Raw genomic sequence first — 16,747 nt, forward strand, 5'->3', positions numbered from 1 at the left:
ATCAGTCTTTCAGCTCCAGCAGCTTTTGCTTCAGCTCGCCTTCAATGCGGCCCAGCTCGACCTCAGCGGCGCGACGCTTCTGTGCGCCCTCCGTCTGAATGCGTCGCACCTCCTCCAAAGTGGAGATCAGCGACTGGTTCGTATGCTGCAGGGTTTCAATATCCACAACACCGCGCTCAGATTCCTTCGCGGTTTCGATCGTGCCCAGTTTCAGCATCTCTGCATTTTTACGGAGCATCTGGTTTGTCATATCGGTCACGCCGCGCTGAGCCTCCAGCGCCTGCTGAGAGTGTGCAAGGCCAAGTGCGAGCACCATCTGGCTTTTCCACAGAGGGATCGTATTGACGAGCGACGACTGGATTTTCTCCGCCATCTGGCTGTCATTGTTTTGAATCAGGCGCACCTGCGGGCCCATCTGAATCGAGATCATGCGGGTCAGCTCCAGGTCGTGCAGCTTTTTGTCAAAGCGGTTGCACTGATTGGCCAGATCATTCGCGGCCTGAGCATCCTCGGGCAAACCGGTAAGCTGCGCTTTTTCGCGCGCCAAACGCAGTTCGTTCTGCTGCACACTCTCAAGCTTCTCTTTACCGGCCAGAATATACATGGAAACCTCTTTAAAATAATTGAGGTTCTGGTCATACATTTTATCCAGCATCGCAATGTCCTTCATGAGCTGAATCTGGTGGTTTTCCAGCGTGGCAATAATTTTGTCCACGTTGAACTCCACCTTATCATACTTCGTTTTCAGCGCGGCGATCTGGTTATTTGTTTTTTTCAAAAAGCCGAATAGACCCTTTTTTTCCTCAGGTTTAATCTCCAAGCCCTTCAGCTCCGTCACGAGATCGGTGAGCATTCCGCCCACCTCGCCCATATCCTTGGTGCGAACATTGGCAAGGGCAGAGCCAGAAAAATCTGCAATCTTCTTCTGTGCGCCCGCACCGAACTGAAGCACCTGATTGGTATCTGTCAAATCAATCTTCTGTGCGAAGGCGCTTACCAGTTTTTGTTCTTCGGGCGTCAGCTGGCTTTTATCCAACGACTTGGAAGGAGCCGCCTGCTCCTCCTGTAGATCCTCTTGTACGAAGACTGCGGTCGGCTCCAGTGTCAAATCGGGTACAATTTCCTGATGCTCCATGTTTTCAAACACCCTTTCCATCGATTTCGTGGCTTTCCTTGCCAAATTGATCCTTGGTCAGCCCCTCGCGGGCCATCATGTTCTCCAGAACAGTAATATCAGTAGAAATATCGAGCGCTTCGTCGGCAAACAGGTGGTCGAGCTGCTTTTCAAATGCCTCTTCGATGCTCGAGAGAATCCCTTCCACACCCCGCATGGCGGATTCAATATTTTCCCCGGAAATGTCCTGCGATGCCATCCGGTCATAGCTTTCGAGCAGCTTGACTGTGGTGGGCAGATAATAATTGAAAAACAGGCGAAGCTTCGGCGCCTTGCTTATATTCTTCTCCAAGTACGCGAAAATCTTTCCGCAGATGTCGCCAATACGCACAATATGCGCACTGACACCAGGATCGGCAATTTGCTCATCCAGTATACGCAGGCGTTTGAGCTGTTCCCGCCCGTCGTTAATCAAAGCGTCCGCACCAACGTCTCCGGTATTTGCGGGGCGCTCCTCCTCCGGTACCAAAATCGTTTTCGCAGGGAACACACGGCTCATCACAACATAAACCGCTGTGGAAATGACCGCCGCCAGCACAAAATGCCATGCCTGATAAAATGGAAGAACCAACGCCCCCAAGAGCCACGGCACCGCCGCCGCATAGACCGGAACCGCTGATTTTCGAGTCACTTCACGCATAAATTTCCCCCTTTCTCCGGAATGGCCAATCTGCTCTCATTGTAATGCTTTTGCATTTCCCTGTCAAGAAAATAGAGGAGAAGGCTAAGCCCGCACCTCTTCGTGCCGAGCGGGCTTACTTCCCCGCACTTTGCATGCAGGCTCAGCCTGTAAAAAAAGCCCCCTTCGGGAAAATCCCGAAGGGGGCAGAACAATTTAGGAATAGAATCAGACAGACTTCAGCACGTCTGCAAATGCCTGAATCGCGGTAGCAGCCTGACCGAAATCGCGCATCTGCTGGTCGACGCCCAGCTTGATGTGCAGAACACCGGCTTCATCCAAAGCCTTCTTCAGAGAAGGATACTCCATCTCCTCCGGATCGCAGAACTGCTGCATGAAGAGGATCAGGCCCTGTGCGCCGCTCTCTTTTACCATATTGGCAACAAACTCGCCGCGGCGGTTTTCAGCGGAATGCTCATCATAGAGCAGAATGTCATTGTCGAGGCTCGCAAACTGCAGAGCCAATGCCATCATCGGATCTGCACAGTCCTCCGGAGCGTCGGCACGGAAAGAACGGCTCTCGTGAGCAACGTCGTCCGCAGCGATCGCTACGTTGTTGTCCTCAAAAATCTTGAGGAGGGTCGGGTTATCACAGATAATACCACTGGTGACAACCTTAACACCCTTCCAGTCGCAGACCGGCAGCTTCTCAAGCTCTTTGTTGAGCTCTTCGAGCTTCGCGGTGTAGGCATCCTTAAGCATGAACCAGGAAGCCTTCAGCACAGCGCTGCGCTTTGTGGGAGTGATCACGTCGCAGTGCTCGCTGGCAAGCTTTACAAACTTGCGGCGGGCCGCACGGCTCTTGTTATATACCTGAATCGCATTCTGAATCGCTTCGTCGGTCATCGGGGTGCCGCTGATCTCATCCAGAGCTTTTCTGATGTTGGTGTACTGATCCACACAGAATTTCAGGCCGTAAGCAGGCTTACGATTCTGGGGATGGGCCAGGAAGATGGTGGGCATCTTCTTGAGCTTCGCCATCGCCACGCGGATGTTCTGGCTCATCGGGCGCAGGGTATCACAAATGGTGGGGGTGATCACGCCGTCGAGCTGATCGAGCGTGCCATCCAGCAGCATTTCGAGGCCCAGCTGCGCGATGGTGCAATAGAACGTTGCGCAGTACTCTTTTGCCAGACTGATCGTCTTATCGTTGCTGCCCCAGAGGCCCATGGGAACCATGCCCGCGGCATAAACAAGCTCTTCCGGTGCATAGTAGGGCAGAACGCCGATGATTTTTTTGCCCTGTGCCTTAAAATCCGCCATCTGCTTTCCAGGATTTGCGGCAACACCGGCAAGCTCATTGATAATCAATTCGATACTCATGTTCGTTAGCCCTCCTTCGCAGCTTTGGTTGCTTCCATCGCTTCAACCAGGCCCTGTACGCGAGTTTCGTACTGAGCTGCGTTGAAGTTACGGGGATCCGCCTGGTCGCCGTCAAACGCGGCGCAGGGGATGCCCAGGTCAGCAGTGAAACGGCGCTGCATTTCGGGCATATAGCCGGACCACGGTTTGCAGCTGCGGTTGTAGTGAACCAGAACGCCATCTACCTTGTTGTCACGGCAGAGGCCTTCACGCCATTCTACACCCTGCTCCAGGCAAACGCTGTTCGGCGCCTTGCAGTATGCACGACACAGATCATCCAGACCATCGTATACGAAACCGAACGCGGGCGCGTACACAACAGCGGTAACGTTCAGGCCGCTTCCCTTCAGGGGTTTGAACAGAGCCTTCAAATCCGGCCAGCAGGGGATACCCTCAAACATAATGCGGTGCTTCTCTTCAAACGGCAGGGTAGAGGTACCATCTTTCACATGCTGCTCCAGCTCGGTAGCCAGCAGCTCAAATGCCTCTGCGGTAGCCTTCTTGCCACGGGCGGTAACCACGTCCGCCATGTGGTTAAACAGGTCGAAGCCCGACATTGGGGAGGGCTCGTACTGGCAATAGTCGCAAACCTTCAGCCATGCCTTGGCGGTGCGGTTGGCGTTCGCGCATACCTGTTCGAACTTCTTTTCATCAAACTTATTGCCGGAGATCTTTTCCAGCTGCTTGATCGCATCGTCGAACTGAGCGCGAATATATTCCACCTGGCTGTCCTCTACATGAGTGGTGTTGTTGTAGGGAACGTCGATCATGATGAGCGGAATATTGTGCATGCGGGCAATGTTCTCGTACCATTTGGTCATGCAGTTGCAGATGTTGTTGCAGCACAGAACAAAGTCAGGCTGCGGCATCTGACGGGATACATTGGTGGTCTCCACGCCGGAAGCATAGGCAAGGCTGATGCGGGCATAACCGCAGATATCATTGTCAAAGCCCAGTTCTTCAGCAGCCGTGCAAAGACGCTCGCCGTCATGTTGTGCGGCGATACCGGCGGCCTGGTTCTCAGGATATACAACGGCCAGGTCGAGGACCTCTGCGATTTCACAGGGGAACTTGGAAGAAGACCAACCCACCGGGCGGCCTGCTTTCTTTGCTTCCCATGCAGCGGCGTAAACATCGGAAACGACCTTGCGCAGGGCGGTAACGCCGGGGCTGGCCGGTTTTGCAGGTTTCTTGGCAGGCGCTGCAGCGGCTGCGGGTGCAGTCTGCTCAGCGGGTGCTGTTTTCTCAAATTCTGCCATAGTTCACTCGCTCCTTCAAATTATAATAAGAAAGGGTTTCAAATGTATGGGAAAGTCTCCCACACCGTATAAATTCATCGAATACTTAGGTTCAATCATTCTTTCGGGTCGCCTTCTGGTATGCAAACAGCGCGGCGCCAAGCGCACCGCCATACTGAGCCAGAGGAGAGGTATACACCTTATGGCCCAACTCCTCCTCCATGGCGGCAACGACACCCTTGTTCTGCGCTACGCCGCCGGTCATAACGACCTGATCGCGCACGCCGACACGGCGCGCCAATCCGGTAACCTTGGAGGCAATGGAATGGTGTATTCCGTTAATGATATCGTGCATATCACTGCCTTGCGCCAGTTGACTGATCACTTCGCTTTCAGCGAATACCGTACAGGTGGAGCTGATTGCCACCCGTTTGGTGGATTTTTCACCTAGATCACCCAGGTCGGCAATATTTACTTCCAGCACACGTGCCATTACGTCGAGGAAACGCCCCGTGCCGGCGGCACATTTATCGTTCATCTGGAAATTAACCATGATGCCATTATCGATCTGGAGCACCTTCATGTCCTGTCCGCCAATGTCAATGACAGTGTGGACGTCAGGAAACAGGTAGTATGCGCCCTTTGCATGACAGCTCAGCTCGCTCATCTGGTCATCCACAATGTTCAGTGAATTGCGCCCGTAGCCGGTGCCAAGAATAAAGCTCATGTCCTCTTTTTTCATTCCGCAGTTATCCAGCACCTCTTTGATCGCGCGCTCGGGGCCACTGGTACCAGCGCCGACGGCAATCAATGCTTTACTGACGATTTCCTGCCCATCTTTTAAAATGACACACTTGGACGTGGTGGAACCAACGTCAATACCCAACGTATACTTTGCTTCCATAGTTACCTTCCTACCAATTGACTTTTTTAGAACGGGAAACCGGCGTTTCGGACCATACTGGAACAGAACCGCCAAACATTCAAAAACTCTGCGCCGCCGGCGGAGTCCTAAACAAGGCTCCGCCGCAGTGCAAAGAATAAAATGTAGTATAATTACTCTTTCGGAACCTTAATGAATACCTGGCCGGGGTCGATCTCTTCGCGGATCGTCTTGATGACTTCCGGAGAGGGCGGCGGCAGCAGCTCTGCTCTGGAGGTATCAATCTCAAAACCGGTGTTCTCTACGATCTCTTCAATAGAAGAGGACTCGTAGTAACCTGCCAGATACATTCTCTTGGTGGTTTCGTCAAACTTCATAACACCCTTGTCCGTAACGACCATCAGCGGTCCACGGTTCTGGGGCAGGCCTGCCTTTTTGCGTCCGTCGAGGCCGCCGGTCATCCAGCCAGGGCTGGTGATGTAATCGATCTTCTCAGTAAAGCGGCGCTTTTCGTGCTGCATCATGAGAACGGTATCGACATACGTTGCGATACCGTTTGCTCCGCCGGAGCCAGAGAAACGGGTGGTAGGGTGATTGTAATCGCCCATGGAGGTGGAGTTGACATTGCCGTAAGGGTCAATTTCAGCGCCGCCGATGAAAGCGATCATTCTGTCTCTGTTCTTCAGCCACTCATTGGCCTGGAAGCCAATGTAGCGAACCGGAGGCCACTGCACGGAGCAATGTGCCATAAAGCGGCAGTCACCAACCGAGGTAGGAACCTGGACGGGATCGCAGTCGATCAGTCCGCTCTCAACGATGAGAGTGCAGTCAGGGGAAAATATCTTCTTGGCAACAGTGGCACCGATGAGGGGAAGTCCTGTTCCAACAATCGCGATATGATCATTGGTAATCGCACGGGCAATCGTAATTGCCTGCATTTCTTTATTGGTGTAATTCGTATAGTTAGCCATTACTTCTTCTCCTCCTTTGCCTGCGCCGTCATATCAATATGGTAGCCGAGACCCGGAACAACCTTCAGGTTGGCCAGTCTTGCGCCGCCCACCTTATTGAGGTAGTCCTCGTGTGTCGGGGTAGAGAATACCCACTCCTGGCAGAAAGCATCGAAAGCTTCCTGTGTTTTAGAGGCAACGTCGTATGCTTTGTAGTATTTGCCGTCATAGTCATAGTAGTCATAGCACTGTGACGGATGCGCACCGTGCGGCGCATGAACAACAGCATCCACGCAGAAGCCGGGAATGGTGTTCAGGTTGGGATCGCGGCGGATGTACTCATCGGAAACCAGCTCTTCGCAGGTAACAATGACCTTCTTCGCAGCGCCCGCAATATCGGTATCCTGGAACTCGTCGCCCAGAATGCGGCAGGTTCCGTCGGGGGAAGCCATCTGTACATGGATGACAGCAACGTCAATCTCCTGAACAGGAAGAAGCAGCAGCTTCTCTTCGGGCTTCATGGGATTCTGCTCAATGACGAACTTTTCATCGGGCAGTTTGTCGATGGTCTTTCTGATCTCCTTAGAGATGCCCCACTTGTCAGCAAGGCCGGTACCCATCATCAAACGGCTGGGAACATAGGGGAAACCCAGAGCAGCAGCATGGAACATCAGCATGATAGCATCCTGAGAATAGTCCTCGAACAGGATGTCCCCATTTTCAATCGCTGCGCGAAAACGGCGAGAAACGTTCGTGAAACCGGAGTTGGCGGTGTAGCAGTTAATGTACGCTTTTACGCGCCCGCAGCCGATGAGCAGATCCGCATCGCCTCCGTTAGCACCCGCGTTCAAAATAAAATCTTTCTTCCCCTGTCTGAGGATTTCATGGATAGCAGCGAAGGGCTTTCTGTTGGTGGTGAAACCACCGAACGCGATGCTGTCGCCGTCGTTTACGAATTTCGCTACTGCTTCAGATAGCGTATACACTTTTCCCACGGTAAAACCTCCAATATAAGTATAATGGATGGATTCGGCTGGAAAACCGGCCGGCTCCATCTGAAAAAAAGCAATTTCCAGCGCGGCAGCGCGCGCGGGACCGCATTGAGCCGGGGAAAGCCCGCGCGGCGGCGCGGAAGCCTTCAATGCAAATGTCCTCGCGCGCTGCCATACTGAAAGCCTAATGATTTATCAGGCGTTGCTTTTTTCTGCCTTAGCTTTTCTTACCTGCTCTGTGAACAAAGGCAAGATTTTCATCGCGTCGCCCACAACACCGTAGTCTGCCACCTCAAAGATGGGAGCGCTGGGGTCTTTATTGATCGCGATAATGACATCGGATTCTTCCATGCCGGCCAGGTGCTGAATGGCACCGGAAATGCCGCAGGCAATATACAGATTCGGGCGAACCGTTTTACCGGTCTGACCAACCTGACGGTCTTTCTCAACCCAGCCCGCGTCAACCGCGGTACGGGAAGAGGAAACAGTACCACCCAGAACATCTGCCAGGTCTTCGAGGAGCTTGAAGTTCTCGGGGCAGCCCATGCCGCGTCCGCCGGAAACCAGCACATTGGCTTCCTGAATATCCATCTTCTCGCTGACCTTCTTGATGACTTCGAGCACTTCCACGTTGACATGCGCAGCCAGATCGGGAACAGAGAAGGTCTCCACAACCGGGTGAGCGTTATCCACGGGAGTCAGGCGCTGCATTACGCCGGGGCGAACGGTCGCCATCTGAGGACGGAAGTCCGCGCAGGCGATGGTGGCCATGATGTTGCCGCCGAATGCGGGGCGGGTCATCAGCAGGTTGCCGGTGCCCTCTTCGATCTCCAACGCGGTGCAGTCGGCGGTCAGGCCGGTGTGCACTCTGGCGGAAATACGGGGAGCGAGGTCGCGGCCAATAGCGGTTGCACCGTACAGCACGATCTCAGGCTGATATTTTTTCACGATTTCGGTAATGACATGCGCGTAAGGCTCGGTGGTGTAGGTTTCCAGAATCGGATCCTCCGCGATTACTACGCGGTCCGCGCCATAACGGCCCAGCTGCTCCGGCAGATGGCCGATTTTGTTACCCAGCACAACAGCGGTAACTTCTGTGTTCAGATCTTTGGCCAAAGCCTTGCTTTTGCCAACCAGTTCCAGCGCAACGTTGGACAGCTTTCCGTCCACCTGCTGGGCAAATACGAATATTCCCTTATATGCTTCGTTACTCATAATTCCTCACCACTTTCCTACTACAGAATGAATTTTTCACGCAGACGATCAGTCAGCCAGTTGGCAGACTCTTCGGGCTCCATCGTTACAACGGTGCCCTGTCCTTTAACAGCCTTGGTAAAGGACTTCTTCACACGGGTGGGGGAGCCCTTCAGACCAATGTTGCTGTCGTCAACGTCAAGGTCTGCTCTGTGCCACTCGGTGATTTCTTTCTGGAAGGCGTCAAAAATGCCGCCGGGAGTCATATAGCGGGGTTCATTCATTTCGGCCAAAGCGGTAATGAGGCAAGGTGTTTTGACGCGAATGATGTGATAGCAGTCTTCATACTGGCGTTTGATCTTCAGGCTATCACCCTCAACCCACAGCTCTTCCGCATAGCTGACGTTGGGCAGGCCGAGGTGCTCGGCGATCTGCGGGCCAACCTGTGCGGTGTCGCCGTCAATGGCCTGACGGCCGGTAATGATAAGATCATAATCCAGCTTCGAAATAGCGGAAGCCAGAGTGGAGGAAGTAGCCCAGGTGTCGGCGCCGCCGAATGCGCGGTCGGTCACAAGGATTGCTTCATCAGCACCCATAGCCAGAGCCTCGCGCAAAGCGAGGGTTGCCTGGGGCGGGCCCATGGTCAGAACGGTAACATGCGCGCCAACCTGGTCTTTCAAACGGAGGGCAGCCTCAAGGCCGGCCTTGTCGTCCGGATTGATAATGCTGGGAACGCCTTCACGAATCAGGGTTCCTGTCGCTTGGTCCAGCTTTACCTCATTGGTATCCGGAACCTGCTTAATGCTTACAACGATTTTCACTGCGTGCCCCCCCTTATTTCAAAAGCGCGTTGGAAATAACCATGCGCTGCACTTCACTGGTGCCTTCGTAGATTTCGGTGATCTTTGCGTCACGCATCATGCGCTCCACGGGATATTCTCTGGTGTAGCCGTAGCCGCCGAACAGCTGGACGCACTCAGTGGTAACAGCCATCGCGGTTTCCGCTGCAAACAGCTTGGCCATAGCAGCCTCGGTAGAGAACTTGGCGCCAGCCTGCTTCAAGATAGCCGCGCGGTACACGAGCAGCTTTGCAGCGTCAATTTTGGTCTTCATATCCGCAATGCGGAACTGTGTGTTCTGGAACGCAGCAATGGAACGACCAAACTGCTTTCTCTCTTTTACGTATTTAATGGTCTCGTCCAGAGCGCCCTCGGCAATGCCCAGCGCCTGTGCGGCAATGCCGATACGGCCGCCGTCCAGCGTAGTCATGGCAACGGTAAAGCCCTTGCCCTCCTGACCAAGCAGGTTCTCCTTGGGAACGATGCAGTTCTCAAATACCAGCTCAGTGGTAGCGGAGCCGCGGATACCCATCTTCTTCTCTTTTTTGCCGATCGAGAAACCAGGGAAGCCCTTCTCTACGATAAACCCGGAGATTCCCTTTACGCCCTTGGACTTATCGGTCATAGCAAATACAACATAAATGTCGGCAACACCGCCGTTGGTGATGAAAATTTTGCTGCCGTTGAGAACATAGTGGTCGCCCTCCAGCACAGCCTTGGTCTGCTGGCCGGAAGCGTCCGTGCCCGCACCGGGCTCGGTCAGGCCGTAGGCGCCGATCTTTTTGCCGGAAGCAAGCGGAATGAGATATTTTTCTTTCTGCTCTTTGGTACCGAACTTGTAGATCGGGTCACAGCAAAGAGAGGTGTGTGCGGAAATAATAACGCCCGTTGTACCGCAAACCTTAGAAAGCTCCTCCACGCACATGATGTAGGTCAGAACATCGCAGCCCTGGCCGCCGAGCTCCTTCGGATACGGAATTCCGAAAAAGCCGTACTTCTGCATTTTTTCAACGGTCTCTACTGGAAAGCGCTCTTCCTCATCAATGTCGTGAGCTAAGGGCTTTACTTCCTTTTCTGCAAAGGCCGCGAACATTTCCCGAGCCATCGACTGCTCGTTGTTCAGCTCAAAATTCATATCGATCCCCCTGATTTTAAATTGTTGAAAAATTTATTTGCCAACGAATGGCGCGGGCTTACGTTTCTCCACAAACGCTCCCATCGCTTCCCGTTGATCCTGAGTTTCAAAACAATCGCCAAAGTATTTAGCCTCCAGCTCGGCAGCCTGCCACAGGCCAAGGCCAACACCCTCGTTCATGGCGCGCTTTGCATTGAGCACGGCCACCGGAGCATTTGCGGCAATCTTCAGCGCCAACTCCTCAGCTTTTGCGAGCAGTTCTTCCGGCGCGTACACCGCATTGACCAGACCAAGCTCCAAGGCTTCCTGCGCCTTGATTTTGCCGGCGGTAAATACCATTTCCTTCGCTTTGCCGGGGCCGATTGCCCGGGCCAGCTTCTGCATGCCGCCCCAACCGGGAGTGATGCCAAGGCCCACCTCTGGAAGTGCGAACACTGCTTTTTCAGACGCAAGGCGAATATCGCAGGCCAGCGAAAGCTCGCAGCCACCACCCAAAGCAAAGCCGTTGACCGCCGCGATTACCGGGGCGGGGAACTGCTCAACCAGATGGTAAATTCTGTCGCCGAGCAGGCCGAATTCTTCACCCTGCTGTTTAGAAAGATTTCGCATTTCGCCAATGTCCGCACCGGCTACGAAAGCCTTCTCACCGGAGCCGGTGACAATCAGGCAGCGAACGCCGCTTGATTTAGCCTCATTCAGTGCTTGTTCAAGATCCTTCATAACCTCCAGGTTTACCGCGTTAAGCGCCTGGGGGCGGTTCATGGTCAGAATCCCGATGAGATTATCATGTTTTGCTTCAAATGTAACCAGACTCATCTTTGTCCCTCCTGACTGTTCCCTGCAAGCATTCGGCAGGGGCGTTGTTTGTGTTCTTAATAGTTTGTATGGAAACGCTTTTCAAATTCCTCTTTCAAGGAATCGTGGAAATCCGGGTGAGCTATTTCAATCAGGCTGCGGGCTCTGTCGCGAACGGTATGCCCGCGCAGCTCCGCGATTCCATACTCCGTTACAACATACTGAACGTCGTTGCGGGAGGTGGTCACCGCCGACCACTGGTCGATAAACGGCACAATCTTCGAAACCTTGCCGCCTGCCGCCGTGGAGGTCATCGCCAAAATCGAACGCCCGCCGCGGCTCATGGAAGCGCCGCGAATAAAATCGATCTGCCCGCCTACACCGCTGATCTGAGTCGGACCGATGCTTTCGGATACGACCTGTCCCAGAAAATCGATCTGCACGCAGGAGTTGATTGACACCAGATTGTCGTTTTTCGCGATGACCACAGGGTCATTCACGTAATTGACTGGGTACATTTCCACCGCCGGATTGTTGTTGACATAATCGTACAAACGCCGAGTGCCCATCAGGAAGGTTGCAACGCTCTTTCCCTTGTGCAGCGTCTTTTTAGAATTGTTGATCACGCCGGCTTCCACCAGCTCGACCACGCCGTCCGAGAACATTTCCGTATGGATGCCGAGATCCTTTTTCTCTTTCAGGAACAGAAGCACAGCGTCCGGAATCGCGCCGATTCCAAGCTGCAGCGTATCTCCGTCGTGAATCAGATCGGCGCAGTAGCCACCGATTTTCTTTTCAATCTCGGTAATTTTGGGGGCGCCAAGCTCGAGAATCGGGTCGTTGCACTCCACAATGCAGTCCATATCGCTCACGTGAATGAAACTGTCTCCCAATGTGCGGGGCATATTCTCATTTACCTGAGCAATGACCACCTTTGCGACTTCTGCGGCATGCTTTTCGTAATCTACCGTTACACCGTAGCTGCACCAGCCGTGCTCGTCGGGGGCAGAAACGTGGATCAGCGCCACATCCACCGGCATAGTGGTATCAAACAACTCAGGAATCTTATGGAAAAAACAGGGCGTATAATCGCCAATGCCGGCCTCAATCGTGGCGCGGGTGGCACCGCCTACAAAAATTGCGTTATGGACAAAGTGCCCTTCCATCTCCGGCGCTGTGTACGGCGCTTTTGCCAGAGGCACCATGTGGGCAATTTCCACGTTCTTCAGCTCGTCTTTTCGCGCAACCAGTGCATTGATCAAATGAACCGGCGCGCCCGCCGCGTTGGGTGTTACCACCCTGTCGCCAGAACGAACGCGGGCTACCGCTTCTTCAGCGGTCATTTTTCGTTGCGCGTACAGATCTTTCCAACCCATATATTAGCTCCTCATCCAAAATAATGCTGTGCCTGGGAAACCCACCGCCAAATACGGCAGCCCCCAAGTGCCCGGTTCCTCCGGAAATATTCTCCGACGGCGTGAAGCGTTGCTCCCACGCCGGGGCCCGGCCTGCTTCGGCCGGGATTTTAGAAAAAATTCCGGCGCACTCCCTTAATCAACGTAAGGGTGGATACCACACTGTTTGATTGACTGGGCGATGCGCCGGAATCCCGATTCGCGATTTCTCGCCTTAGACGGAAATCGGATTATTTTTCAACTGATTTCAAAAACACGTTGTTGTAGTCACGAATCGCTCTGGGGAGAAGCATCTGATGGAACGCGCAGAACGAACGCGGATTCTGATAAGCGGACTCAGCAAACGCAACCACGTAATTTCTGATCTTAGTCAGCTCGATGATCTCATCCAGGAAGCCGTGCTGAGCGCAGAACAGCGGGCCGGACTTAATGCGATATTCCTCGATCATCTCGTTCATCTTATCGATGGTGGGCTTCAGGTCCTTGCCGGCCTTGGCATCTTTCACCAGACGGCGGGAATACATGGCGGCAGCGGCGGTTTCGCCGTGCATTACGTTCACTTCGCTGGCCGCGGTGCCCAGGGTGAAGGCGTTGGTATCGTTGCCCTGCGGGCCGCCCATAACATAGTGAGCAGCAGCAGTACTCTTTCTCAGAGTAATTTCGATCTGCGGCACCTTAGCGGACTGGATGGAGTAAATCAGAGACTGGCCGAGGCCGAGCAGCTCTGCTTTTTCCGCGTCGTTGCCAACGTCGATACCGGTGGTATCCTGGAACCAGACGATGGGCAGACGATCTCTGCCGCACAGGGTGACGAATTCGTTCATCTTGATCAGGCCCTGGCGATACAGCTTTCCGCCAACGCCAACGCTGTTCTCTTTATACTCGGGGTAATTCATCAGAATGCCCTGATAGTTCGCGATGACACCCACCAGAAGGCCGTTTACCTTGGCAATACCGGTGATGATCTCGGGGCCGTAGCCCTTCTTGTACTCGTCGAACTGGCTGCCGTCGAACACGCGGCTGAGGATGTTCTCTACATTGTAGGGGCGCTTTGTGTTCATGGTCAGGATGCTGTACAGCTCGCTGGGCTCAAAGTTGGGCTCCTGCGGGCAGTCCACACGGAAGAACTCCGGATTGTACGCCGGGATATCATCCATATATTTCTGAATCGCTTCGAGAACGCCCATTTCCTCGGTGTAAGCCTCACGGAAGAAGCCTGTCTCACCATAGTGAATCGCAACGTTTCCGGGCGGGTCATTAACCTGCTTCTTGGTTGCCTCGATCAGCGCCTGAGCAGCCTCTTCATCCACATAGCCCTTCGGGTTCATGCCGCCTACGATGCCGGCGCCGCCGACAGCCATGTTGGCCTTCTCGTGAGCGATCAGGATGGTGGGGCTGATGCTGTGGTATCCGCCGCCGGCCGGGTTGGTGCCGTAGATGCCTACGATAACCGGGATGCCGTTCTGCTGCAGATCCGCATTGCGGAAGAAGGGAGTGCCGCCGCCGCGGCGGTTTGCATATACTTTTTCCTGCTCGTCGAGCTTAACACCACTGCAGTTCAGCACGTAAACAAGCGGAACATTCAGGCATTTTGCGGTATCAGAGCCGCGCAGCAGGTTGTCTGCCTGGCCTGCAACCCAAGCGCCAGCCAGCTTTTTGTTATCGGAAGCGATAATCATCGCCCATTTGCCACGAATTTTGCCCAGACCCTTGATGATGCCGGTGCTGCCGGTAGAGTTGCTCTCCGGATCATACAGGCTGTTCAGGGGCAGGAATGAACCGGGATCTACCAGAGCCTCAATACGGTCGGTAGCGGTCATCTGGCCGGACTGATGCAGAGATTCGTCGGAACGGCCGCTTTCGCGCATTTCGGTAACCTTATCTGCAATTTCCTTTTCAACTTTGCGGAATTCCGTTTCGTTCTCCGCGCTCACCTGAGGGTTTGCCGAACCAATGATCGGCATATTTTTAAAGTACGAGGGCATTGAGTAACCGTGCTCAGCCATTGACAGGTGCCTCCTTTTTCAAATAAGAATAATTTGGACTGTAAAAGGCGAAATTTATTTGCAGTTACTGAAAAAAACAGAAAAATTCGAATAAATACAGCCAAATGGCTGATTTGTTAATTTTTCGACAAGCTAATCGTGTTATGTTTATATTAACACACAAACACTCGTTTGCCAAGCTGTAATTTCAGGAAACACACAAACCCGCCTCTGCTTTGAACCTCATAAAGCCCGCTGAAAAGCCCGCACTGAATTCTTCCATCAATGCAGTTATCCCTGTTTTTGAAAACAAAGGGTAGATTACATTCACGAAAAGAAACTGCGAGCCGTCACTTCAGCGCAAGCCGGATGATTCCGGCAGCTAATATGAAACTGGGGGGAAGAAATCAGCCAATTACTGCCAGCTGATCGTTAGACTGTACCGCGTCGCCCTTATTGACGGAGATGTTCTTCACAGTACCGTCGCAGGGAGCAACGATCTCGTTTTCCATCTTCATGGCTTCGAGAATGAACAGCAGATCACCCGTTTTTACAGCCTGGCCTTCAGAAACCTTTACCTGCAGGATGGTTCCAGGCATGGGGCAGTTAACGGTAGTGTCGCCAGCCGCCGCTGCTGCGGGAGCCTTCTTGGGAGCCGGGGCTGCTGCGGGAGCGGGGGCTGCTGCTACGGGGGCGGGAGCTGCTACGGGAGCAGGAGCCGCTACCGGGGCCGGAGCTGCCGGAGCCTCACCTGTGTAAACTCCTCTGGGAATCGGTTTGTAAGCAGAGGGAGCGCGCTCCACATCCACCTCATATGCTTTGCCATTGACTCTTGCCAAGTATCTCATAATCGGTCTCTCCTATCACAACATCATTTTTTCTAATCGGACGCTCTCTGGTATTAATACTCTCTAATACTGTTAAACTGCAGCTGATCCAGCGGAATCTGTAAATCCTCGCTGATTACGGCCATAATAACCGCATAGGTCTCGTCTTTTCCATCATCCACAGGCTGCGGCGCCGGCGCAACAACGGGCCTTGCTGCCAATTCTTCCACCGCGGCCTTGATTTTGGTCAGCGTTGAAAGGATAGCGATCGTCAGTATCACGGTCAGTCCTGAGAACAACAGCGGCAATAATTGCTCAACTGGCATGCTCTAAATCCCCCCTCTTCGGTTTCCCGTATTATGAAATTCATTTCATTTTTTGGAATTTTCAAATAAATGATAGCATCAAATGAATTGTGTGTCAATAATAAAACAATACATTGGTTTTTTATTTTAAATAAAAATACCGCAGCATTATTGTCATTTTTGGACAAACCCCAACAGGAAGGACAATTGAGCTGCGTGCTGCTTTACCAGCACTTTAAACTCCTCTTCCTGCGCTCTGGAAGTGCGTGATTGCGGAGCAATCAGGCCGATGGAAGCGACCGCCTTGCCGTTCATGTCGAACACCGGCGCGCCAATGCCCACTGCATCCGGAATATATTCTCCGCGGGAAACAGCAACACCCTCCTCGCGAATCCGAAGCAAACTGCTAAGAAGTTTCTTTTCTTCCTCAGGAGAAAATTCCGGGTTGTCCCGCAAATAATTCTGTATATAGGTGCGAATGAAGCTGTCGGACTGGAACGCCAGCAAGGAGCGCCGGCTTCCGCCGCAGTGCAAATCCACCTCGTTGCCAAAGCGTTCGATTACCTTCAGCGGGTTGGGGCCCTCTACCTTTTCCAGCACCATGCCCCTGTATCCGGATATAATAATGAGGAAAACATCTTCCTTTGTGATTTTCATCAGATCCTTCAGCACGGGTTTCGCGGAATCACTCAGCCGCAGCCGCCTAGTCGCGGCCATTCCCAGCGGGATCAGTGCAGTACCCAGCCGATAAAGGTGTGTTTTGGGATCACGGGACACATAGTTTGCGCTGCAAAAGGTCTGCAGAATCCGGTGAACCGTACTCGACGGCAGGCCGGACATCTGCGACAGTTCCGCAAGGGAACAGGATTTATCCGCTTTTCGCAGGTGCTCGAGTACCTCCATCGCACGTATCAAGCTTTGTACCATTTCAATACCTCCTCTTATGATTGTAAATCGTGTCTGGTTATTTTTTC

16 protein-coding genes are annotated in these 16,747 nt (G+C 53.2%); all 16 read right to left on the reverse strand.

Features of this window, described 5'->3' with window-relative positions; genetic code table 11:
• Position 1: 1 nt before the first annotated feature.
• Positions 2-1,135 carry a toxic anion resistance protein gene (locus QOS46_RS10675; RefSeq protein WP_283609597.1) on the reverse strand — a complete coding sequence of 378 codons (1,134 nt, stop codon included), beginning with the start codon at positions 1,133-1,135 and terminating at the stop codon, positions 2-4.
• A 4-nt stretch (positions 1,136-1,139) separates the two neighbouring features.
• Complete coding sequence (locus QOS46_RS10680; RefSeq protein ID WP_283609598.1) at positions 1,140-1,814, reverse strand: 5-bromo-4-chloroindolyl phosphate hydrolysis family protein; 675 nt, start codon at positions 1,812-1,814, stop codon at positions 1,140-1,142.
• 207 nt (positions 1,815-2,021) lie between these two features.
• Positions 2,022-3,176: a (R)-2-hydroxyglutaryl-CoA dehydratase subunit beta gene (gene hgdB, locus QOS46_RS10685; RefSeq protein ID WP_283609600.1), complete on the reverse strand. Its 1,155-nt coding sequence runs from the start codon at positions 3,174-3,176 to the stop codon at positions 2,022-2,024.
• 5 nt (positions 3,177-3,181) lie between these two features.
• A complete protein-coding gene (locus QOS46_RS10690) occupies positions 3,182-4,474 on the reverse strand; it encodes a 2-hydroxyacyl-CoA dehydratase subunit D (protein ID WP_283609601.1) in 1,293 nt (430 codons plus the stop codon).
• 91 nt (positions 4,475-4,565) lie between these two features.
• On the reverse strand, positions 4,566-5,357 hold the full coding sequence (gene hgdC / locus QOS46_RS10695) for a (R)-2-hydroxyglutaryl-CoA dehydratase activase HgdC (RefSeq protein WP_283609604.1): 792 nt from the start codon (positions 5,355-5,357) through the stop codon (positions 4,566-4,568).
• 152 nt (positions 5,358-5,509) lie between these two features.
• The gene (gene gctB, locus QOS46_RS10700) at positions 5,510-6,307 is read right to left on the reverse strand and encodes a glutaconate CoA-transferase subunit B (protein ID WP_283609606.1); all 798 of its coding nucleotides are present in this window, start codon (positions 6,305-6,307) and stop codon (positions 5,510-5,512) included.
• A complete protein-coding gene (gene gctA, locus QOS46_RS10705) occupies positions 6,307-7,281 on the reverse strand; it encodes a glutaconate CoA-transferase subunit A (RefSeq protein ID WP_283609608.1) in 975 nt (324 codons plus the stop codon). The genes gctB and gctA overlap by 1 nt, the downstream gene beginning before the upstream one ends.
• A gap of 192 nt (positions 7,282-7,473) precedes the next feature.
• Positions 7,474-8,493, reverse strand: a complete 1,020-nt coding sequence (locus tag QOS46_RS10710; RefSeq protein WP_283609610.1) for an electron transfer flavoprotein subunit alpha/FixB family protein — start codon at positions 8,491-8,493, stop codon at positions 7,474-7,476.
• A gap of 20 nt (positions 8,494-8,513) precedes the next feature.
• Positions 8,514-9,293, reverse strand: a complete 780-nt coding sequence (locus QOS46_RS10715) for an electron transfer flavoprotein subunit beta/FixA family protein (RefSeq protein ID WP_283609612.1) — start codon at positions 9,291-9,293, stop codon at positions 8,514-8,516.
• 13 nt (positions 9,294-9,306) lie between these two features.
• Positions 9,307-10,446, reverse strand: a complete 1,140-nt coding sequence (locus tag QOS46_RS10720) for an acyl-CoA dehydrogenase (protein ID WP_283609614.1) — start codon at positions 10,444-10,446, stop codon at positions 9,307-9,309.
• Between the two features lie 33 nt (positions 10,447-10,479).
• Positions 10,480-11,262: an enoyl-CoA hydratase-related protein gene (locus QOS46_RS10725; protein ID WP_283609616.1), complete on the reverse strand. Its 783-nt coding sequence runs from the start codon at positions 11,260-11,262 to the stop codon at positions 10,480-10,482.
• A gap of 56 nt (positions 11,263-11,318) precedes the next feature.
• On the reverse strand, positions 11,319-12,617 hold the full coding sequence (locus tag QOS46_RS10730) for an acetyl-CoA hydrolase/transferase family protein (RefSeq protein WP_283609617.1): 1,299 nt from the start codon (positions 12,615-12,617) through the stop codon (positions 11,319-11,321).
• Positions 12,618-12,886: 269 nt separating this feature from the next.
• Positions 12,887-14,662: an acyl-CoA carboxylase subunit beta gene (locus QOS46_RS10735; protein ID WP_283609619.1), complete on the reverse strand. Its 1,776-nt coding sequence runs from the start codon at positions 14,660-14,662 to the stop codon at positions 12,887-12,889.
• A gap of 386 nt (positions 14,663-15,048) precedes the next feature.
• The gene (locus QOS46_RS10740; RefSeq protein ID WP_283609621.1) at positions 15,049-15,489 is read right to left on the reverse strand and encodes an acetyl-CoA carboxylase biotin carboxyl carrier protein subunit; all 441 of its coding nucleotides are present in this window, start codon (positions 15,487-15,489) and stop codon (positions 15,049-15,051) included.
• Between the two features lie 53 nt (positions 15,490-15,542).
• A complete protein-coding gene (locus QOS46_RS10745) occupies positions 15,543-15,794 on the reverse strand; it encodes a hypothetical protein (protein ID WP_283609623.1) in 252 nt (83 codons plus the stop codon).
• A 153-nt stretch (positions 15,795-15,947) separates the two neighbouring features.
• Positions 15,948-16,700: an IclR family transcriptional regulator gene (locus QOS46_RS10750; RefSeq protein WP_283609625.1), complete on the reverse strand. Its 753-nt coding sequence runs from the start codon at positions 16,698-16,700 to the stop codon at positions 15,948-15,950.
• Positions 16,701-16,747 lie beyond the last annotated feature (47 nt).

This window comes from Faecalispora anaeroviscerum (assembly GCF_947568225.1).
Lineage (GTDB): Bacteria > Bacillota > Clostridia > Oscillospirales > Acutalibacteraceae > Faecalispora > Faecalispora anaeroviscerum.

Bases quoted from the DNA above. Each gene is read 5' to 3' on its own strand.
- QOS46_RS10675 (WP_283609597.1), bottom strand. From the start codon at position 1,135: ATGGAGCATCAGGAAATTGTACCCGATTTGACACTGGAGCCGACCGCA.
- QOS46_RS10680 (WP_283609598.1), bottom strand. From the start codon at position 1,814: ATGCGTGAAGTGACTCGAAAATCAGCGGTTCCGGTCTATGCGGCGGCG.
- hgdB (WP_283609600.1), bottom strand. From the start codon at position 3,176: ATGAGTATCGAATTGATTATCAATGAGCTTGCCGGTGTTGCCGCAAAT.
- QOS46_RS10690 (WP_283609601.1), bottom strand. From the start codon at position 4,474: ATGGCAGAATTTGAGAAAACAGCACCCGCTGAGCAGACTGCACCCGCA.
- hgdC (WP_283609604.1), bottom strand. From the start codon at position 5,357: ATGGAAGCAAAGTATACGTTGGGTATTGACGTTGGTTCCACCACGTCC.
- gctB (WP_283609606.1), bottom strand. From the start codon at position 6,307: ATGGCTAACTATACGAATTACACCAATAAAGAAATGCAGGCAATTACG.
- QOS46_RS10710 (WP_283609610.1), bottom strand. From the start codon at position 8,493: ATGAGTAACGAAGCATATAAGGGAATATTCGTATTTGCCCAGCAGGTG.
- QOS46_RS10720 (WP_283609614.1), bottom strand. From the start codon at position 10,446: ATGAATTTTGAGCTGAACAACGAGCAGTCGATGGCTCGGGAAATGTTC.
- QOS46_RS10725 (WP_283609616.1), bottom strand. From the start codon at position 11,262: ATGAGTCTGGTTACATTTGAAGCAAAACATGATAATCTCATCGGGATT.
- QOS46_RS10730 (WP_283609617.1), bottom strand. From the start codon at position 12,617: ATGGGTTGGAAAGATCTGTACGCGCAACGAAAAATGACCGCTGAAGAA.
- QOS46_RS10735 (WP_283609619.1), bottom strand. From the start codon at position 14,662: ATGGCTGAGCACGGTTACTCAATGCCCTCGTACTTTAAAAATATGCCG.
- QOS46_RS10740 (WP_283609621.1), bottom strand. From the start codon at position 15,489: ATGAGATACTTGGCAAGAGTCAATGGCAAAGCATATGAGGTGGATGTG.
- QOS46_RS10745 (WP_283609623.1), bottom strand. From the start codon at position 15,794: ATGCCAGTTGAGCAATTATTGCCGCTGTTGTTCTCAGGACTGACCGTG.
- QOS46_RS10750 (WP_283609625.1), bottom strand. From the start codon at position 16,700: ATGGTACAAAGCTTGATACGTGCGATGGAGGTACTCGAGCACCTGCGA.